Origin of the sequence: Microbacterium enclense, assembly GCF_001456955.1 — a bacterium.
GTDB classification, from domain to species: domain Bacteria; phylum Actinomycetota; class Actinomycetes; order Actinomycetales; family Microbacteriaceae; genus Microbacterium; species Microbacterium enclense.
The window spans coordinates 403,150-418,768 of the sequence record NZ_KQ758467.1; the positions used below are offsets into that span (position 1 = coordinate 403,150).

The window sequence follows — 15,619 nt, forward strand, 5'->3', positions numbered from 1 at the left end:
GAGGAGAGAGAAATGGTGGAGTCCATCGCACGTGTGCGACACATCCGCGTGACCCCTCAGAAGGCTCGTCGCGTCGTCGCGCTCATCAAGGGCAAGCAGGCCGAAGAGGCCCTCGCCATCCTGAAGTTCGCGCCCCAGGGCGCGAGCGAGCCGATCTACAAGCTCGTCGCCTCGGCGATCGCGAACGCTCGCGTCACCGCCGACAAGACGAACGAATACCTGGATGACGCCGACCTGTACGTGAAGAACGCGTACGTCGACGAGGGCACGACGCTCAAGCGTTTCCAGCCCCGCGCTCAGGGTCGCGCCTTCCAGATCAAGAAGCGCACGAGCCACATCACGGTCGTGCTCGCGACGCCCGAGACCGCTGAGGCGGCCCCGGCTCGCGCCAACAAGAAGGCGAGCAAGTAATGGGACAGAAGGTCAACCCGTACGGCTTCCGCCTCGGCATCACCACCGACCACGTGTCGCGGTGGTTCTCGGACTCGACGAAGCCCGGTCAGCGCTACGCCGACTACCTCGCCGAGGACATCAAGATCCGTCGCCTGCTGACCACGTCGCTCGACCGCGCCGGTGTCAGCAACATCGAGATCGAGCGCACGCGTGACCGCGTCCGCGTCGACATCCACACCGCCCGCCCGGGCATCGTGATCGGTCGCCGCGGCGCCGAGGCCGAGCGCATCCGCGCCGACCTCGAGAAGCTCACCGGCAAGCAGATCCAGCTGAACATCCTCGAGGTCAAGAACCCCGAGGCCGACGCGCAGCTGGTCGCGCAGGGCGTCGCCGAGCAGCTGTCTGCTCGCGTGGCGTTCCGTCGCGCGATGCGCAAGGGTCTGCAGGGCGCGCAGCGCGCCGGCGCCAAGGGTGTCCGCATCCAGGTGTCGGGCCGTCTCGGCGGCGCCGAGATGAGCCGCTCCGAGTTCTACCGCGAAGGCCGTGTGCCCCTGCACACGCTCCGCGCGAACATCGACTACGGCTTCTACGAGGCCAAGACCACCTTCGGCCGCATCGGCGTGAAGGTGTGGATCTACAAGGGCGACCTCACCAACAAGGAGCTCGCCCGCGAGCAGGCCAACGCGCCCAAGTCGCGCGGTCGTGACGACCGCGGTGGCGACCGTCGTCGTGGCCCGCGCAACGAGGCCCCCGTGGCAGAAGGAGCGTCGGCGTAATGCTCATCCCCCGCAAGGTCAAGTACCGCAAGCAGCACCACCCCGGTCGTTCCGGCCAGGCCACCGGTGGCACCACGGTGTCGTTCGGTGAGTTCGGCATCCAGGCTCTGACCCCCGCTTACGTGACCAACCGTCAGATCGAGTCCGCTCGTATCGCGATGACGCGTCACATCAAGCGTGGCGGAAAGGTGTGGATCAACATCTACCCCGACCGTCCGCTCACCAAGAAGCCCGCCGAAACCCGCATGGGTTCCGGTAAGGGTTCCCCCGAGTGGTGGGTCGCCAACGTCAAGCCGGGCCGCGTCCTCTTCGAGGTCGCGGGTGTCAACGAGGAACTCGCTCGTGAAGCACTGACCCGTGCCATCCACAAGCTGCCCCTGAAGGCACGCATCATCAAGCGCGAGGAGGGCGACGCGTAATGGCGATCGGCACCAAGCAGCTCGCTCCGAGCGAGCTCGACACGTTCGAAGACCAGCGCCTCGTCGAGGAGCTGCGCAAGGCCAAGGAAGAGCTGTTCAACCTGCGCTTCCAGTCGGCCACCGGCCAGCTCGAGAGCCACGGTCGCATCCGTGCAGTCAAGCGCGACATCGCGCGTCTGTACACGGTGATCCGTGAGCGCGAGCTCGGCATCCGCGCCACCCCGGCTCCGGTCGAGGCGACGACGAAGGCGAAGAAGAGCAAGGCGAAGAAGGCGGATGCCGCTGACGACGCCGCGAAGGAAGAGGCGGAGTAATGGCTACCGCGAAGAAGGCCGAGGCGCAGGTCGCCGGTCACGAGCACGCCGAGAACGATGTCCGTGACGAGGACGCCCGCGGTTACCGCAAGTCCCGTCGTGGCTACGTCGTCAGCGACAAGATGGACAAGACGATCGTCGTCGAGGTCGAGGACCGCGTGAAGCACCCGCTCTACGGCAAGGTCATCCGTCGCACGTCGAAGGTCAAGGCCCACGACGAGACCAACTCGGCCGGCATCGGCGACCTGGTCGTCATCAACGAGACCCGCCCGCTGAGCGCCACCAAGCGCTGGCGCCTGGTCGAGATCCTCGAGAAGGCCAAGTAAGCCTCGCGGCTCGCTTGGAACCCAAGGAGTAAACAGTGATTCAGAACGAATCCCGGCTGAAGGTCGCCGACAACACCGGCGCCAAGGAGCTGCTCACCATCCGCGTGCTCGGCGGCTCTAACCGCCGCTACGCCGGCCTGGGCGACGTCATCGTCGCCACGGTCAAGGACGCGATCCCGGGTGGAAACGTCAAGAAGGGCGACGTGGTCAAGGCCGTCGTCGTCCGTGTCGTCAAGCAGACCCGCCGTCCCGACGGCTCGTACATCAAGTTCGACGAGAACGCCGCCGTGATCCTGAAGAACGACGGGGAGCCCCGCGGCACCCGTATCTTCGGACCGGTCGGCCGTGAGCTTCGCGACAAGAAGTTCATGAAGATCGTCTCGCTCGCCCCGGAGGTCATCTGATCATGGCGAAAATCAAGAAGGGTGACCTGGTTCAGGTCATCTCGGGAAAGAAGCAGGACAAGGGCGGCGACCGCGGTAAGCAGGGCAAGGTCCTCGAGGTCCTGACCGAGCAGAACCGCGTCATCGTCGAGGGCGTCAACTACGTCACCAAGCACAACCGCGTCGGCCAGTCCCAGCGCGGCACCAAGACCGGCGGCATCGAGACGTTCGAGGCCCCGATCCACATCTCCAACGTCGCGATCGTCGACCCTTCGAGCAAGAAGCCGACCCGTGTCGGCTACCGCGTCGAGGAGCAGGTGAAGGACGGCGTGAAGCGCACCGTCCGTGTGCGCTACGCGAAGAAGTCAGGCAAGGACCTCTGAATATGAGCACCGACACTGCCGTGGAGGCTGGCAAGATCCAGCCCCGCCTGAAGCAGAAGTACAACACCGAGATCAAGAAGGCCCTGCAGGAGGAGTTCGGTTACGCGAACGTGATGCAGATCCCCGGCCTGGTCAAGGTCGTCGTGAACACCGGTGTCGGCGAGGCCGCTCGCGACAGCAAGGTGATCGATGGTGCGGTCGACGACCTCACGAAGATCACCGGTCAGAAGCCCATCGTCACGAAGGCCCGCAAGTCCATCGCGCAGTTCAAGCTGCGCGAGGGTCAGGCCATCGGCGCGCACGTCACCCTGCGTGGCGACCGCGCGTGGGAGTTCGTGGACCGTCTCGTCAACCTCGCCCTGCCCCGCATCCGCGACTTCCGCGGTCTGTCGGCCAAGCAGTTCGACGGCAACGGCAACTACACCTTCGGCCTCCAGGAGCAGTCCGTGTTCCACGAGATCGATCAGGACCGCATCGACCGCGTGCGTGGTTTCGACATCACCATCGTCACCACCGCCAAGACCGACGACGAGGGTCGCTCGCTGCTCCGCCAGCTCGGCTTCCCCTTCCAGTCGGCCGACGCGCAGGCCTGACCCCTCGGGCCCCCGGGTTTCCGGGGGCCCCTCATCGAAGGTCGGCTGTCGTGTAACGGCAGCCGAAACCTCATGAAAGAAAGAAGCAACACATGACGATGACAGACCCGGTCGCAGACATGCTGACCCGTCTGCGCAACGCGAACTCGGCGCACCACGACTCCGTGTCGATGCCGAGCTCGAAGCTCAAGACCAACATCGCCGCCATCCTCAAGCAGGAGGGTTACATCGCCGACTGGAGCGTCGAGGACGCTCGTGTCGGCCAGACCCTCAACATGACGCTGAAGTACGGCCCGAACCGCGAGCGGTCGATCGCCGGCATCAAGCGCGTCTCCAAGCCCGGTCTTCGCGTGTACGCGAAGTCGACCGAGGTCCCCACGGTCCTCGGCGGACTCGGCGTCGCCATCCTGTCCACCTCCTCCGGTCTCCTCACGGACCGTCAGGCCGAGCAGAAGGGCGTCGGCGGGGAAGTCCTCGCCTACGTGTGGTGATCTGACATGTCGCGTATTGGACGTCTTCCCATCGACATCCCCGCCGGTGTCACCGTCTCGGTGAACGGCCGGGAGGTCAACGTCAAGGGCCCGAAGGGCGAGCTCGCGCTCACCATCGCACAGCCCCTCGAGGTGTCGGTCGAGGAGAACCAGGTTCTCGTCACCCGCCCCGACGACGAGCGCGAGTCGCGGTCGCTCCACGGCCTGACCCGCACGCTCATCAACAACAACATCATCGGTGTCACCCAGGGCTACACCAAGGGCCTCGAGGTCGTCGGCACGGGTTACCGCGTCGCGCAGAAGGGCAGCTCGGTCGAGTTCGCCCTCGGCTTCTCGCACCCCGTCCTGATCGACCCGCCCGCGGGCATCACCCTCACGGTCGAAGGCAACAACAAGCTCACCGTGAGCGGCATCGACAAGCAGGCCGTCGGCGAGGCCGCAGCCAACATCCGCAAGATCCGCAAGCCGGAGCCCTACAAGGGCAAGGGTGTGCGGTACGCGGGCGAGGTCGTCCGCCGCAAGGCCGGAAAGAGTGGTAAGTGACCATGGCTGTCAAGACAAAGTCCGTCGCTCGTGCTCGTCGCCACGCGCGTCTTCGCAAGAAGGTCGTGGGCACCGAGCTGCGTCCCCGTCTCGTCGTGACGCGCTCCGCGCGCCACGTGTTCGTCCAGGTCGTGGACGACAGCAAGGGCCACACCGTGGCCTCCGCTTCCACCCTCGAGACCGACCTGCGCGGCTTCGACGGTGACAAGACCGCCAAGGCCCGCAAGGTCGGCGAGCTCGTCGCCGAGCGTGCCAAGGCCGTGGGCGTCTCCGACGTCGTGTTCGACCGTGGCGGCAACCGCTACGCCGGCCGCGTCGCCGCGATCGCCGACGGGGCTCGCGAAGGAGGGCTGAACCTGTGAGTGACAACAAGGAGACCGAAGTGACCGAGCAGACTGCCCCGGCTGAGGGTGCGGCTGCGGCCACGGCGCCCGCCGAGCGTGAGCGCGAGCCGCGTCGCGGTGGTCGCGAGCGCAACGCCAACCAGCGCGACCGTGGTTCGCGCGACCGCAACGAGAGCCAGTTCCTCGAGCGCGTCGTCACCATCAACCGCGTGTCGAAGGTCGTCAAGGGTGGTCGTCGCTTCAGCTTCACCGCGCTCGTCGTCGTCGGTGACGGCAACGGCGTCGTGGGCGTCGGCTACGGCAAGGCCCGCGAAGTGCCCCTCGCCATCTCGAAGGGTGTCGAGGAGGCCAAGCGCAACTTCTTCCGCGTCCCCCGTTCGGGCTCGACCATTCCCCACCCCGTCCAGGGTGAGGCGGCCGCTGGTGTGGTGCTCCTGCGCCCCGCCGCTGCCGGTACCGGTGTCATCGCCGGTGGTCCCGTCCGCGCCGTCCTCGAGTGCGCCGGCATCCACGACGTGCTCTCGAAGTCGCTCGGTTCGTCGAACACGATCAACATCGTGCACGCGACCGTCGAGGCGCTGAAGTCGCTCGAGGAGCCCCGCGCCGTGGCCGCCCGCCGTGGCCTGGAGTTCGACCAGGTCGCCCCGGCCCGCCTCGTGCGCGCCGAGGCCGCCGCTCAGAAGGTAGGTGCCTGATGGCCGAGCGTCTGAAGGTCACGCAGATCAAGTCCAAGGTGAGCGAGAAGCAGAACCAGCGTGACACGCTGCGTTCGCTCGGTCTCAAGCGGATCGGCGACTCGGTCGTCCGTCCCGACGACGCGCAGACGCGCGGTTACGTCAAGACCGTCGCCCACCTCGTCAAGGTTGAGGAGATCGACTAATGGCTGCCAAGAAGGACGAGACCGCTACGGTCGACGCCCCGAAGAAGGCATCGGCTGCCAAGGCCGAGAAGAAGGAAGCCCCCGCGGCGCGTCCCGGCGTGCTCAAGGTCCACCACCTGCGTCCCGTCCCGGGCGCTCGCACCGCGAAGACCCGTGTCGGTCGTGGTGAGGGCTCCAAGGGTAAGACGGCCGGTCGCGGTACCAAGGGAACCAAGGCCCGTTACCAGGTCAAGGTCGGCTTCGAGGGTGGGCAGATGCCGCTGCACATGCGCACCCCGAAGCTCCGTGGCTTCAAGAACCCGTTCCGCGTCGAGTACCAGGTCGTGAACCTGGACAAGCTCGGCGAGCTCTACCCGCAGGGTGGCGACGTCACCGTCGCCGACCTGGTGGCCAAGGGCGCCGTGCGCAAGAACGAGAAGGTCAAGGTGCTGGGCACCGGCGACATCTCGGTCGCGCTGACCGTCTCGGTCGACAAGGTCTCCGGCTCGGCCGAGCAGAAGATCGTTGCCGCCGGCGGTACCGTCAACTGACGACCCGACCCGGAGGGGGCCGGCGGCCTTACGGCCGTCGGCCCCTTCTGCATTAGGCTCATTCGGAGTGCGCGCCGCCGCGCTCCGAGATCGTTCTGGAGGATTCTCCCTTGTTCAGCGCCATCGCGCGGGTTTTCCGCACGCCCGACCTGAGGCGGAAGATCGCCTTCACGCTGGGCATCATCGCCATTTACCGGCTGGGTGCCCACGTGCCGACGCCCTTCGTCGACTTCCCGAACGTCCAGCAGTGTCTGGACCAGTCGGGAGGTACCGAGGGTCTGCTGTCCCTGGTCAACCTGTTCTCGGGCGGCGCGTTGCTGCAGCTGTCGATCTTCGCGCTCGGCGTCATGCCGTACATCACCGCGACGATCATCGTCCAGCTGCTGCGCGTGGTCATCCCGCACTTCGAGACGCTGTACAAAGAGGGTCAGGCGGGCCAGGCGAAGCTCACCCAGTACACCCGCTACCTCACGATCGCCCTCGCTCTGCTGCAGTCCACCACGCTGGTGACCGTCGCGCGTTCCGGGCAGCTCTTCGGCTCCGCAGGCGTGCCCGAGTGCCAGCAGCTGCTGACGAACGACATCTGGTGGGCGCAGCTGCTCATGATCATCACCATGACCGCCGGTACGGGTCTGGTCATGTGGTTCGCCGAGCTGGTGACCGAGCGCGGTGTCGGCAACGGCATGTCGATCCTCATCTTCACCTCGATCGCCGCCACCTTCCCCGGTGCCATGCTGTCGATCCTGAACGCCCGCGGCGTCGAGGTCTTCCTGCTCGTGCTCGCCGTCAGCATCGTGATCGTGGCCCTCGTGGTGTTCGTCGAGCAGTCGCAACGACGCATCCCCGTGCAGTACGCCAAGCGCATGGTGGGTCGCCGCACCTACGGCGGGACGAACACCTACATCCCGATCAAGGTCAACATGGCCGGCGTCGTGCCCGTCATCTTCGCCTCGTCGCTGCTGTACATCCCCGCGCTCATCGCGCAGTTCAACCAGCCCCAGCCGGGGCAGGAGCCGGCGGCCTGGGTCACGTGGATCTCGCAGTACCTCACGCGCGGCGACCACCCGCTGTACATGCTGATCTACTTCCTCCTCATCATCGGGTTCGCGTACTTCTACGTGGCGATCACGTTCAACCCGGTCGACGTGGCCGACAACATGAAGAAGTACGGCGGGTTCATCCCCGGCATCCGCGCGGGTCGCCCGACGGCCGAGTACCTCGACTACGTGCTCACGCGCATCACGCTGCCGGGGTCCATCTACCTCGGTCTTATCGCGCTGCTGCCGCTCGTGGCACTCGCCACGGTCGGCGCGAACCAGAACTTCCCGTTCGGTGGCGCATCCATCCTGATCATCGTCGGTGTCGGCCTCGAGACCGTGAAGCAGATCGACGCGCAGCTGCAGCAGCGTCACTACGAGGGGCTGCTCCGATGAGTGCACGTCTTCTGATCGTCGGCCCGCAGGGCTCCGGCAAGGGAACGCAGGGCGTTCGCGTCGGCGAGGCGCTGGGCATCCCGGTCGTCTCGACCGGCGACGTGTTCCGCGCGAACGTCAAGGACGGCACCGAACTGGGCCAGCAGGTCAAGGCCATCATCGACGGGGGCGATCTCGTCCCCGACGAGCTCACCAGTGCCGTCGTCCGTGATCGGCTGTCGCAGGCCGACGCCGCGGAGGGCTTCCTGCTCGACGGCTATCCGCGCAACCTGGCCCAGGTCATGCACCTCGACGAGTTCCTCGAGGGCCGTGGCGAGTCGCTCGACGCCGTCATCGCCCTCATCGTTCCGCGTGAAGAATCGCTGTCGCGTTTGACCGCTCGGGCTGCCGAGCAGGGGCGCGCCGACGACACCGAAGAGGCGATCGCCACGCGGCTCGGCATCTACGAGCGCGAGACGGCGCCCATCCTCGACGTGTACGGTACGCGCGGTGTGGTCGACGAGATCGACGGCGTCGGGACTCTCGACGAGGTGACGGCCCGGATCTTCGCGGCACTCGAAGCGCGCGGCCTCCTCGCGTCGCCGGCTGCGTGACGTGGGCCTGCGTTCTTCCGTCTACAAGAAGCCCGCGCAGCTGCGGTCGATGATCGAGCCCGGTCTCATCACGGCTGACGCGTTGGCCGCGGTCCGTGCCCTCGTCGCGCCCGGTGTGACGACCCTCGAGCTCGACGCGGCGGCAACCGCCCTCATCACCTCGCGCGGAGCCGTGTCGAACTTCCAGATGGTGCGGGGCTACCGTCACACCATCTGCGCCTCCGTCAACGAGCAGGTGGTGCACGGCATCCCGAACGATCGGCCTCTCGTGGCCGGCGACATCCTGTCGATCGATGCGGGAGCGGAGCTGCGCGGCTGGAACGGCGACTCGGCCTTCACCGTGATCGTGCCGGGGGAGGCCCCGGAAGAGCTGGTGGCGCCCCGCCGTCGCCTCTCGGAGGTGACCGAGGGGTCGCTCTGGGCGGGTATCGCGGCGCTGAGCCGCGCGTCGCACCTCGGGGAGGTGGGGGCCGCGATCGAGCAGTACATCGAGGCGAACGCGCCCGACGGCGGGTACGGCATCCTGCGCGACTACGTCGGACACGGAATCGGCCGCAAGATGCACGAGTCGCCGAGCATCTTCAACTACGCCGTCCCCGAGCGCGGCGCCGAGGTGCGCCCGGGTCTCGCGGTCGCGATCGAGCCCATGGTGGTGATCGGCGACCAGGAGACCTTCGTCGAGGACGACGGCTGGACCGTTTCGACGGTCGACGGCACGGCCGGCTCCCATTGGGAACATAGCGTCGCCGTGCATGATGGGGGCATCTGGGTGCTGACCGCTCACGACGGCGGCGCCGAGAAACTGGCGCCGTTCGGCGTGGTGCCGAAGGAGATCGACTGATGATGATGGCTGCTGTGCGGAAGTCCACGAACTGGTTCGCGATCGGGGTGACGGCGGCGGCGCTGGTCATCGTGCTGATCGTCGGTGGCGTGGTGTGGTTCGCGAACAGTCAGGCGACCTCACCCGGTACGCTTCCGGAATCCTCCGCGGTGAACACCGAGAACGGTGCCATCGCGATCGGCTCGGGAGCGAAGAGCGTCGACACCTACGTCGATTTCATGTGCCCCGTGTGCAACTCGTTCGAGCAGGCGTACGGCCCCACGCTGCAGCAACTGGCGGACGACGGCACGATCACGCTGAACATCCACCCGATCGCCATCCTCGACCGACTGTCGCAGGGCACGCAGTACTCCACACGCGCAGCCAACGCCGCGTACTGCGTCGCCGTCGACGACCCGGCCAACGTGTCCGCCTACGTGAAGGCGTTGTACGCGCAGCAGCCGAAAGAGAACACGGCGGGTCTCGACGACGCCACCCTCGCCTCGATCGCCACGTCGGCCGGAGCCTCCGATTCCGTCGCATCGTGCATCAGCGATGGCACCTACACGCGCTTCGTCACGGCGATGACGGCCAAGACGCCGCTGCAGGCGAACGCCACGAGCATCGCCACGCCGACGATCGCCGTGAACGGCGTCACGCTGAACAACCAGTCCGACCTGACGGGCGACCCTCAGAAGGACATCGTCGACCGCCTCGACGGCTGACGCTCTCCCGGCGAGTTGCCGGGTCGGGCATTACCACGTATGCTTGATCTTTGGTGCGTTGCGCCTTCATTGGCGTGTCGAGGCACCGAATCCCCATCCACCGCAGACCGGCCGGTCTGCAACTGAGCGTGAGCGAGTTTATGGCGAAGAAAGACGGTGTCATCGAGATCGAGGGCACGGTGTCCGAAGCACTGCCCAACGCGATGTTCCGTGTCGAGCTGACGAACGGGCACAAGGTGCTCGCGACCATCTCGGGCAAGATGCGACAGAACTACATCCGCATCATCCCCGAGGACCGCGTCGTCGTCGAGCTGAGCCCGTACGACCTCACGCGCGGTCGCATCGTCTACCGCTACCGCTGAGTCCGGCCGAGAAGTAACGAACCGCACCTCGCGGCTTCGAAGACAGCGAAACAGGAACATCATGAAGGTCAACCCCTCCGTCAAGCCCATCTGCGACCACTGCAAGGTGATCCGTCGCCACGGGCGCGTGATGGTGATCTGCAAGAGCAACCCGCGCCACAAGCAGCGCCAGGGCTGAGCTTCCAGCTCGACACCTTTCTCAACTGAATACACACCGGCAGGATCAGATCCCGTCCGCGCGAGCGGGCGGGGGACACCTCGGGGCGGAGGCCCGAGCACCGATCCTGCTCCACACCTCCACGACACTCTGAGGAGAGCCGCATGGCACGTCTCGCCGGCGTCGACATCCCGCGCGACAAGCGCGTGGTGATCGCACTTACCTACATCTACGGCGTGGGTCGCACCCGCTCCGTCGAGATCCTGACCTCGACGGGCATCAGCCCCGACGTCCGCGTCAAGGACCTCACCGACGACCAGCTGGTCGCCCTGCGCGACCACATCGAAGGCACCTACAAGGTGGAGGGTGACCTCCGTCGCGAGGTCGCCGCCGACATCCGCCGCAAGGTCGAGATCGGTTCCTACGAGGGCCTGCGCCACCGCCGCGGCCTCCCGGTGCGCGGTCAGCGCACGAAGACGAACGCGCGCACCCGCAAGGGTCCCAAGCGCACCGTCGCCGGCAAGAAGAAGGCGCGCTAAGCCGCGGGCTGAGCGTCAGGATTCAGGAGAACGCACATGGCACAGGCCAAGTCCGCCGCGCGCAAGCCGCGCCGCAAAGAGAAGAAGAACATCGCCGTGGGTCAGGCCCACATCAAGTCGACGTTCAACAACACCATCGTTTCGATCACCGACCCCTCGGGTGCCGTCATCAGCTGGGCTTCGTCCGGCGGTGTCGGGTTCAAGGGCTCGCGCAAGTCGACGCCGTACGCCGCCGGCATGGCGGCCGAGTCGGCCGCTCGCCAGGCGCAGGAGCACGGCGTCAAGAAGGTCGACGTCTTCGTGAAGGGTCCGGGATCGGGTCGTGAGACCGCGATCCGCTCGCTCACGGCCGCCGGCCTCGAGGTCGGGTCCATCCAGGACGTGACGCCGCAGGCCCACAACGGCTGCCGTCCGCCCAAGCGTCGCCGCGTCTGATGCGATCGTTCCCGGGGAGCACTCTCAGCTCCCCGGGAACGCCGCGCTCACGCGCGAAGAAGACTTCCGGATACCACGGCCGGCCCTCACGGTCAGCCGGCGTCCCGCGAGTACAACTCAACACCTCACCCCATTACACGTGTCATATAGCGGGCACGTGATCGAAAGGAACACATAGTGCTCATCGCACAGCGTCCCACTCTGACCGAGGAGAAGATCGGGGAGTTCCGCAGCCGTTTCGTCATCGAGCCGCTCGAGCCCGGCTTCGGTTACACGATCGGCAACGCGCTGCGTCGCAGCCTCCTGTCGTCGATCCCCGGCGCGGCCGTCACGAGCATCCGCATCGACGGCGTCCTGCACGAGTTCAGCACCATCCCGGGCGTGAAGGAAGACGTCACCGAGATCATCCTGAACATCAAGCAGCTGGTCGTCTCGAGCGAGCGCGACGAGCCCATCACGGCGTACCTGCGCAAGACCGGCGCCGGTGAGGTCACCGCCGCCGACATCTCCGCTCCCGCCGGCGTCGAGGTGCACAACCCCGAGCTGGTCATCGCCACGCTCAACGACACCGCCAAGTTCGAGCTCGAGCTGACGATCGAGCGTGGCCGCGGCTACGTCTCGGCGACCCAGAACCGCAACGAGTACGCCGAGGCCGGTCAGATCCCGATCGACTCGATCTACTCGCCGGTGCTCAAGGTGAGCTACCGCGTCGACGCCACCCGTGCGGGTGAGCGCACCGACTTCGACAAGCTCGTCCTCGACGTCGAGTCCAAGGCATCCATCGCCCCGCGCGACGCGGTCGCCTCGGCCGGACGCACCCTCACCGAGCTGTTCGGTCTCGCCCGCGAGCTGAACGTCGAGGCCGAGGGCATCGAGATCGGCCCCGCGCCGGTCGAGACCGTCCTCTCGAACGAGCTGTCGATGCCGATCGAAGACCTCGATCTGTCGGTCCGCTCGTACAACTGCCTCAAGCGCGAGGGCATCAACACCGTTTCGGAGCTGGTCGCCCTCTCCGAGACGCAGCTGATGAACATCCGCAACTTCGGTCAGAAGTCGGTCGACGAGGTGCGCGACAAGCTCACCTCCCTCGGCCTGTCGCTCAAGGACTCGGTGCCCGGCTTCGACGGCGCTCAGTTCTACAGCGGCTACGACGAAGAGACCGTCTGACCCCGGTCGGATCCGACCGAACCTTCTCCTGGAGTAATACGACATGCCCAAGCCCACGAAGGGTCCCCGCCTCGGAGGCGGCCCGGCCCACGAGCGTCTGCTTCTCGCCAACCTCGCGGCAGCGCTGTACACGCACAAGTCCATCAAGACGACCGAGACCAAGGCCAAGCGCCTGCGTCCGCTCGCCGAGCGCCTCATCACCTTCGCCAAGCGCGGCGACCTGCACGCGCGTCGTCGCGTGCTGAGCGTGATCGGTGACAAGGACGTCGTGCACACGCTGTTCACCGAGATCGCGCCCCTGGTGGCCGAGCGTGACGGCGGCTACACCCGCATCACCAAGGTCGGCAACCGCAAGGGCGACAACGCGCCCATGGCCGTGATCGAGCTCGTGCTCGAGCCCGTCGCCAAGAAGGCGTCGAACAAGGCCGCGGCGCCCGCCGCTCCCGCTCCGGTCGCCGAGGAGCCCGTCGCCGACGAGGCCCCCGCCGCGGAAGACACCACCGACGAGGCCGCCGACGCCGGCGCCGAGTCGCCCGAGGAGGGCGCGGCCGCTGAGGCCGCCGCCGCGGACGCCGTCGAAGGCGACGCCAAGGCCTGAGTCCTTCTCATCGCGCACGATGCCCCCACCCGTCAGGGTGGGGGCATCGTCGTTCCGAGGGCGGGTGCGCTCGTAGGCTGGAGGCGTGCGTATTCGCCTCGACATCGCCTATGACGGCACCCACTTCCGGGGCTGGGCCCGCCAGCCGACGCTCCGGACCGTCCAAGGCGAACTCGAGGAGGCGCTGGCGCGGATCGTGGGCGGTTCGCCTCGCCTCATCGTGGCCGGCCGCACGGATGCCGGTGTGCACGCGTCAGGACAGGTCGCTCATCTCGACCTCGATGAGGCGCAGGTCGCGCGATTGCCGCGGCGTCGTCGCGACGACGACGAGACCGATGCCGTCGCAGCTCTCGCAGGGCGTGTGCGCGGTGTGCTGGGCCTCTACCCGGACGTCACCGTGCGCCGCACGTCCCGGGCGCCCGAGGGCTTCGATGCCCGGTTCTCCGCCGTGTGGCGACGGTACGCGTATCGTCTCGCCGATGCGACCACCGCATACGACCCCCTGGACCGCCTGCGCACGACGTCATTGCGGAGCGTGCTCGACGTGGAGGCGATGGACGCCGCGGCCTCGCGGTTGATCGGGTTGCACGACTTCGCCGCCTACTGCAAGGCCCGCGAGGAGGCGACCACCATCCGCACCCTGCTCGAATACGACTGGCGGCGCGGCGACGACGGCGTGCTCGTCGCGAACGTGCGTGCCGACGCGTTCTGCCACAGCATGGTCCGGGCCCTCGTCGGAGCCTGCGTCGCCGTGGGGGAGGGGCGCATCGCGGTCGACGACGTCGTCGCGATCCGCGACGCCCGCCTGCGCATCCCCGAGACCAAGGTGCTGGCGGCGCGGGGCCTCGTGCTGGCCGAGGTCGGCTATCCCGCAGACGAGCTGTTGGCGGCGCGCGCCGAGCAGACGCGCAATCGACGGGACGCCGCCGACTCGGCATCCTGATCCGCGCCCGCAAGGACGATGCAACCCCTCAGGCCACCGATCGGCGCCGGACGTATGCTGACATCGCCATGAAGGTCATCTCGTACAACCTCAACAAGCACCGTGCCGCCGGCGAGCTCACCGAGCTCGTCGAGAAGCACGAGGTGGATGTGTTGTGCCTGCAGGAGTGCGACACCAACGACATCCCTCACCAGGTCGGGGGACTGCGCCTCGCGGAAGCGACGCAGCGCAACCGGCTCGGACTCGCGGTGTACTACCGAGAGAACACGTTCCGGGCCGAGGAGGTGCGGGCGCTGTCGCTGAAGAAGTCGCTGCACGACTACGTGCTCAAGCCCGCCGAGGAGCGGATGCTGGGCGTGCGACTGCGCGATATCGACACCGGCCGCGACGTGATCGTCGCCTCGTTCCACGCCGCGCCGCTGACCGCCCTGAACTCGCTGCGCCGTCATCAGATCCGCACCGCACTGAGTGAGCTGGAGAACCTCGGCCCCGGTCTGCCGGCGTTGATGGTCGGGGACTACAACTACCCCGTCTTCAAGGAGAATCTCGGGCAGAAGGTTCGCGATCAGGGATACGAGCTCACCCTGAGCGACGCCCGCACGTATACGCGGTACCGGTTCTTCCGCGGGCACTACGACTTCGCGACCTCCGTCGGGTTCGACATCGCCCATATCCGGACTCTCCCGCAGGGGCTCAGTGATCACCTGCCGATCCTGATCACGGCCGAGGTGACCGCGCGCCGCCCCGGCGGCCTGGGGTGAATGTCGCGGTCGGATGACCACGAAAGGGGGGGCGTTCGAAGACGACCCCCTTTCAACGCTCGAGGCGGGTCAGGATCCCTGGTTGCGGCGCCGACGGACGAGGCTTCCCACCGCGAGCGCGCCGCCCCCGACGACGAGCGTGCCGCCGGCGATCCATAGGCCGGCCGTGCTGCCGCCGTCGAAGCCGGTTACAGCGAGGCCGCCCTTCGCGGGGGCGCTGCTCGAACCCGCAGGGGTGACGGTCACGCTGGAATGTAGGACGACGCCGCTCCGGACGCCGGTGAATGTGAAGTAGTAGACGCCTCTCGCATCGGTGGGGAAGCGCACCGGTGTTGCGAGGGCGCCGTTCACCGCCTGGGAGCGCAGGGAATCGTTGGTCTCGGTCGCGACCGAGGCGAGCGTGATGCCCTTGGCGGCGCCGCCGGTGACGGAGATGACGATCTCTTCGTCGCCCAGGTAGGGAGCGCGGTCGGTGGTGAAGGTGGCCACACCGCCCGGGGTGGCCACGGACGGCGTGACGGCGATGACGGCGGGGTCGGTGTAGGCGGAGGCGGCCGTCGGGGCCGTCAATGCGGCCGCGGCGAGTGAGAGCGCGGCGACGGCCCGGATGATCGTGGTCCTCATGGTGTGCCCCATCTGCTTGGCGAAGTCGTCGAAACGGATGCGGGGCGTGAGCCTCCGACCGCACTCCGGGTGGCTTTCAGCGGAGAG

At 67.3% G+C, this 15,619-nt stretch carries 27 protein-coding genes; 26 read left to right on the forward strand and 1 reads right to left on the reverse strand.

Going from position 1 to position 15,619, the window contains the following annotated elements; all coding sequences use genetic code 11:
- Positions 1 to 12: 12 nt before the first annotated feature.
- From rplV to AS029_RS01925, 26 genes are all read left to right on the forward strand, one after another.
- Complete coding sequence (gene rplV, locus AS029_RS01800; protein ID WP_013584010.1) at positions 13 to 411, forward strand: 50S ribosomal protein L22; 399 nt, start codon at positions 13 to 15, stop codon at positions 409 to 411.
- The gene (gene rpsC / locus AS029_RS01805; protein ID WP_058230882.1) at positions 411 to 1,169 is read left to right on the forward strand and encodes a 30S ribosomal protein S3; all 759 of its coding nucleotides are present in this window, start codon (positions 411 to 413) and stop codon (positions 1,167 to 1,169) included. Before rplV ends, rpsC begins: the two co-directional genes overlap by 1 nt.
- Positions 1,169 to 1,588, forward strand: coding sequence for a 50S ribosomal protein L16 (gene rplP, locus AS029_RS01810; RefSeq protein ID WP_013584008.1), 420 nt, complete (start codon positions 1,169 to 1,171; stop codon positions 1,586 to 1,588). Before rpsC ends, rplP begins: the two co-directional genes overlap by 1 nt.
- Positions 1,588 to 1,902: a 50S ribosomal protein L29 gene (gene rpmC / locus AS029_RS01815; protein ID WP_058230883.1), complete on the forward strand. Its 315-nt coding sequence runs from the start codon at positions 1,588 to 1,590 to the stop codon at positions 1,900 to 1,902. The genes rplP and rpmC overlap by 1 nt, the downstream gene beginning before the upstream one ends.
- Positions 1,902 to 2,228 (forward strand): 30S ribosomal protein S17, encoded by a 327-nt coding sequence (rpsQ, locus tag AS029_RS01820; RefSeq protein ID WP_058230884.1) that lies wholly within the window; start codon positions 1,902 to 1,904, stop codon positions 2,226 to 2,228. The genes rpmC and rpsQ overlap by 1 nt, the downstream gene beginning before the upstream one ends.
- Positions 2,229 to 2,263: 35 nt before the next feature.
- Complete coding sequence (gene rplN / locus AS029_RS01825) at positions 2,264 to 2,632, forward strand: 50S ribosomal protein L14 (RefSeq protein WP_013584005.1); 369 nt, start codon at positions 2,264 to 2,266, stop codon at positions 2,630 to 2,632.
- A 2-nt stretch (positions 2,633 to 2,634) separates the two neighbouring features.
- The gene (gene rplX, locus AS029_RS01830) at positions 2,635 to 2,994 is read left to right on the forward strand and encodes a 50S ribosomal protein L24 (protein ID WP_058230885.1); all 360 of its coding nucleotides are present in this window, start codon (positions 2,635 to 2,637) and stop codon (positions 2,992 to 2,994) included.
- A 2-nt stretch (positions 2,995 to 2,996) separates the two neighbouring features.
- Positions 2,997 to 3,587 (forward strand): 50S ribosomal protein L5, encoded by a 591-nt coding sequence (gene rplE, locus AS029_RS01835; RefSeq protein ID WP_058230886.1) that lies wholly within the window; start codon positions 2,997 to 2,999, stop codon positions 3,585 to 3,587.
- A 92-nt stretch (positions 3,588 to 3,679) separates the two neighbouring features.
- Positions 3,680 to 4,078: a 30S ribosomal protein S8 gene (gene rpsH, locus AS029_RS01840; RefSeq protein WP_013584002.1), complete on the forward strand. Its 399-nt coding sequence runs from the start codon at positions 3,680 to 3,682 to the stop codon at positions 4,076 to 4,078.
- A 6-nt stretch (positions 4,079 to 4,084) separates the two neighbouring features.
- Positions 4,085 to 4,621 (forward strand): 50S ribosomal protein L6, encoded by a 537-nt coding sequence (gene rplF / locus AS029_RS01845; RefSeq protein ID WP_058230887.1) that lies wholly within the window; start codon positions 4,085 to 4,087, stop codon positions 4,619 to 4,621.
- A gap of 2 nt (positions 4,622 to 4,623) precedes the next feature.
- On the forward strand, positions 4,624 to 4,983 hold the full coding sequence (gene rplR, locus AS029_RS01850) for a 50S ribosomal protein L18 (RefSeq protein WP_043361012.1): 360 nt from the start codon (positions 4,624 to 4,626) through the stop codon (positions 4,981 to 4,983).
- Positions 4,980 to 5,660, forward strand: coding sequence for a 30S ribosomal protein S5 (gene rpsE, locus AS029_RS01855; protein ID WP_058230888.1), 681 nt, complete (start codon positions 4,980 to 4,982; stop codon positions 5,658 to 5,660). The genes rplR and rpsE overlap by 4 nt, the downstream gene beginning before the upstream one ends.
- On the forward strand, positions 5,660 to 5,845 hold the full coding sequence (gene rpmD, locus AS029_RS01860; protein WP_013583998.1) for a 50S ribosomal protein L30: 186 nt from the start codon (positions 5,660 to 5,662) through the stop codon (positions 5,843 to 5,845). The genes rpsE and rpmD overlap by 1 nt, the downstream gene beginning before the upstream one ends.
- Positions 5,845 to 6,375, forward strand: a complete 531-nt coding sequence (rplO, locus tag AS029_RS01865; RefSeq protein ID WP_074615795.1) for a 50S ribosomal protein L15 — start codon at positions 5,845 to 5,847, stop codon at positions 6,373 to 6,375. The genes rpmD and rplO overlap by 1 nt, the downstream gene beginning before the upstream one ends.
- A 110-nt stretch (positions 6,376 to 6,485) precedes the next feature.
- Positions 6,486 to 7,808: a preprotein translocase subunit SecY gene (gene secY, locus AS029_RS01870; protein ID WP_058230889.1), complete on the forward strand. Its 1,323-nt coding sequence runs from the start codon at positions 6,486 to 6,488 to the stop codon at positions 7,806 to 7,808.
- Positions 7,805 to 8,401 carry an adenylate kinase gene (locus tag AS029_RS01875; RefSeq protein WP_058230890.1) on the forward strand — a complete coding sequence of 199 codons (597 nt, stop codon included), beginning with the start codon at positions 7,805 to 7,807 and terminating at the stop codon, positions 8,399 to 8,401. Before secY ends, AS029_RS01875 begins: the two co-directional genes overlap by 4 nt.
- Position 8,402: 1 nt before the next feature.
- Positions 8,403 to 9,242 (forward strand): type I methionyl aminopeptidase, encoded by an 840-nt coding sequence (gene map, locus AS029_RS01880; protein ID WP_074615796.1) that lies wholly within the window; start codon positions 8,403 to 8,405, stop codon positions 9,240 to 9,242.
- Positions 9,242 to 9,946: a DsbA family protein gene (locus tag AS029_RS01885; RefSeq protein WP_058230891.1), complete on the forward strand. Its 705-nt coding sequence runs from the start codon at positions 9,242 to 9,244 to the stop codon at positions 9,944 to 9,946. The genes map and AS029_RS01885 overlap by 1 nt, the downstream gene beginning before the upstream one ends.
- 140 nt (positions 9,947 to 10,086) lie before the next feature.
- On the forward strand, positions 10,087 to 10,308 hold the full coding sequence (gene infA, locus AS029_RS01890) for a translation initiation factor IF-1 (RefSeq protein ID WP_013583992.1): 222 nt from the start codon (positions 10,087 to 10,089) through the stop codon (positions 10,306 to 10,308).
- A 61-nt stretch (positions 10,309 to 10,369) separates the two neighbouring features.
- Entirely contained in the window at positions 10,370 to 10,486 is a 117-nt protein-coding gene (gene rpmJ, locus AS029_RS01895; RefSeq protein WP_005050492.1) for a 50S ribosomal protein L36, read from the forward strand.
- A 143-nt stretch (positions 10,487 to 10,629) separates the two neighbouring features.
- Entirely contained in the window at positions 10,630 to 11,004 is a 375-nt protein-coding gene (gene rpsM / locus AS029_RS01900) for a 30S ribosomal protein S13 (protein ID WP_058230892.1), read from the forward strand.
- A 36-nt stretch (positions 11,005 to 11,040) separates the two neighbouring features.
- A complete protein-coding gene (gene rpsK, locus AS029_RS01905) occupies positions 11,041 to 11,439 on the forward strand; it encodes a 30S ribosomal protein S11 (protein ID WP_013583990.1) in 399 nt (132 codons plus the stop codon).
- Positions 11,440 to 11,616: 177 nt separating this feature from the next.
- Positions 11,617 to 12,606, forward strand: coding sequence for a DNA-directed RNA polymerase subunit alpha (locus AS029_RS01910; RefSeq protein WP_058230893.1), 990 nt, complete (start codon positions 11,617 to 11,619; stop codon positions 12,604 to 12,606).
- A 43-nt stretch (positions 12,607 to 12,649) separates the two neighbouring features.
- A complete protein-coding gene (rplQ, locus tag AS029_RS01915) occupies positions 12,650 to 13,204 on the forward strand; it encodes a 50S ribosomal protein L17 (protein WP_058230894.1) in 555 nt (184 codons plus the stop codon).
- 85 nt (positions 13,205 to 13,289) lie between these two features.
- Positions 13,290 to 14,147, forward strand: coding sequence for a tRNA pseudouridine(38-40) synthase TruA (truA, locus tag AS029_RS01920; protein ID WP_058230895.1), 858 nt, complete (start codon positions 13,290 to 13,292; stop codon positions 14,145 to 14,147).
- Between the two features lie 68 nt (positions 14,148 to 14,215).
- Positions 14,216 to 14,908, forward strand: coding sequence for an endonuclease/exonuclease/phosphatase family protein (locus tag AS029_RS01925; RefSeq protein WP_058230896.1), 693 nt, complete (start codon positions 14,216 to 14,218; stop codon positions 14,906 to 14,908).
- Positions 14,909 to 14,977: 69 nt separating this feature from the next.
- On the opposite strand, the gene AS029_RS01930 is transcribed toward AS029_RS01925, so the two are convergent.
- On the reverse strand, positions 14,978 to 15,532 hold the full coding sequence (locus AS029_RS01930) for a hypothetical protein (RefSeq protein WP_139167985.1): 555 nt from the start codon (positions 15,530 to 15,532) through the stop codon (positions 14,978 to 14,980).
- Between the last annotated feature and the right edge of the window lie 87 nt (positions 15,533 to 15,619).